The sequence below is a fragment of the Pseudomonas avellanae BPIC 631 genome, from assembly GCF_000444135.1.
In the GTDB taxonomy this organism is placed as follows: domain Bacteria; phylum Pseudomonadota; class Gammaproteobacteria; order Pseudomonadales; family Pseudomonadaceae; genus Aquipseudomonas; species Aquipseudomonas avellanae.
The window spans coordinates 1-2004 of sequence record NZ_ATDK01000022.1 but is presented as its reverse complement, the minus strand read 5'-3'; the positions used below and the strand labels follow the sequence as shown (position 1 = coordinate 2004).

Sequence of the window (2004 nt, the reverse complement as noted above, 5' to 3'; positions counted from 1 at the left end):
TCGGAATACGGGCTGGCGGCCGCTGACATCATGGCCATCCACCTGGGTGTCAGTAAACTGTTTGAGCCAGTAACCGTTGAGACCCAGCGAGAGTTGTTCGGTCAGCGCATATTGCAGGGTCAGGTTAGCGTGCAGTGCCTGGCCCGCCTGAGTGTCGGAGACGTTGCCGAAACCTGCCTGCGGGTCGTCATTCTTGCCGTTCCACAGGTACATGAACCGCCCGCTGGCCGACCACTTTGGCGAAAACCAGTAGGTGGCGGCATAGTAAGGGTTGAACGACCAGAAGTTGCTGCCGGGGTTGATCGAGCGGTTGCGATTGTAGGCACCGACAGGAATCGCAATGTCCGCCTCGACCCGTTGCGTCAACAGCGGGCTGCCATCGGCGCGAGTGAGGGTCGGCAATTGCAGAAACGGGCCGATGATCACATCGCCAAAACCTGCGCGGGAACTCAGCGCCGTGTTATCCAGCCCATCGTCCACATCAACATGCGCCAGCGACGTGTTGATTGCAGTAATGCCCGGCATTGCGCCATTGGCCAGCGGCTGCCCGACATAGATGATTTGCGTGGTCACGGCCAGTACATCAACGTCTTGTCTGGGAAGTTGCAGTTTGTCGCCATTGACGTCGTTGAAACGATCGGCTCTGGCGAAGTTCAGGTACTCCTCCAGATACCAGCCCGGCCCCGCCGGTGCGGGTGAACCGTCGTAGAAACTGGTGTTGCCCAGATTGAGTCCAGGCAAGTCATAAGCAAACGCAGTGGAGGACAGAACGACGAGTGACGCAGACGTGACGGTACGCAAGATAGACTTCGGCATCTTGGGATTCCTGTACTTATTGTTGTTATTTTTTAAAACAGCCCCGGCTTCACGACCGCGTCGCCGGGGTGCAGCGCGTTACACCGTCAGACGTAAGAAGCAGCAAGCCCTCCATCTACCGGCAGGTTGACACCGTTGACCCAGCGCGATGCATCGGAGCAGAGAAACGCAATCACCGCTGCCACTTCATCGGCCAGCGCAGGCCGTTTCATGTGCAAACTGTCGCGGGCGACTCGCTCTTCGCCGACCATACTCACAAAATCGCCAAGAATCGGGGTGAACACCGGCCCCGGCGCCACACAGTTGACGCGCACTGACTGGTCTCGAAACCACGCTTGCGACTGCTGATAACTCCAGACAATCAGCGCCTCCTTGAAGTACTGATAGCAGGTGCCCTGTGCGACCGGGTTGGCCGCCAGCCACTGCTGCCCTTCGCTGTAGCTTGCGGTGGCGGCCAGTGCCTTGTGCAGTTCAAGCCGTTCAGGCCACTGCGAACCGAGTATCGATGACACGTTGACGATGCTGCCGCCCGGCGCAATGCGTGGCAGTAGACGCTGGGTCAAATGACGCAGGCCGAGATAATTGACCTGGGCCACCGCCTGCACCGGCGCCGTGCCGGGTACGCCGGCAATATTGCACAAGGCATCAATGCGCATCGGTAAACGCTCGACCAGCGCATCGATGCTCTCAGGGTCGCCCAGGTCCGCCTGGAAAAACCCGTCCACGGTCAGTTGCGGCTCATGGCGATCAATGCCGATCACCCTGGCGCCCTGAAAGCGCGCCAGACGCGCCAGCTCAGCGCCGATGCCGGAGGACACGCCCGTTACGATCAGTGTTTTGTTAGTCAGGTTCATGGTCACGCGCTCTTATTGTTGTTGGATCACGTTTATGGGTGAATCACTTGTTGCTTGAATCTCATCGCTGCTTGCAGCCAGACACTCAGAAAGGATAAACCGGTGCCTGGTTTTTCACGGTGACCCACTGCCACTGGCTGTATTCATCCCAGTCAGAAGGGCTGCCTGCGCTGCTGCCGTTGCCGGATGCGCCGCGCCCGCCGAAGGAGTTGATGCATTCGTCCGCGACCGTCTGATCGTTGATGTGCAGCATGCCACACCGGAGCCGGTCGCCAAGCGCCGTGGCACGGCCTACATCCGGGGAGATGACCGCAGCCGCCAGCCCGTATTCCGA

The 2004-nt window shown here is 59.5% G+C and carries 3 protein-coding genes; all 3 read right to left on the bottom strand.

Going from position 1 to position 2004, the window contains the following annotated elements:
* Positions 1 to 816 (bottom strand): SphA family protein (locus DW49_RS0100890; RefSeq protein ID WP_024420388.1); only part of this gene is annotated, 816 nt, incomplete at its 3' end.
* An 86-nt stretch (positions 817 to 902) separates the two neighbouring features.
* Entirely contained in the window at positions 903 to 1670 is a 768-nt protein-coding gene (locus DW49_RS0100885) for a coniferyl-alcohol dehydrogenase (RefSeq protein WP_005618247.1), read from the bottom strand.
* An 85-nt stretch (positions 1671 to 1755) separates the two neighbouring features.
* A partial coding sequence (locus DW49_RS0100880) for an aldehyde dehydrogenase family protein (protein ID WP_029768668.1) occupies positions 1756 to 2004 on the bottom strand: 249 nt, incomplete at its 5' end.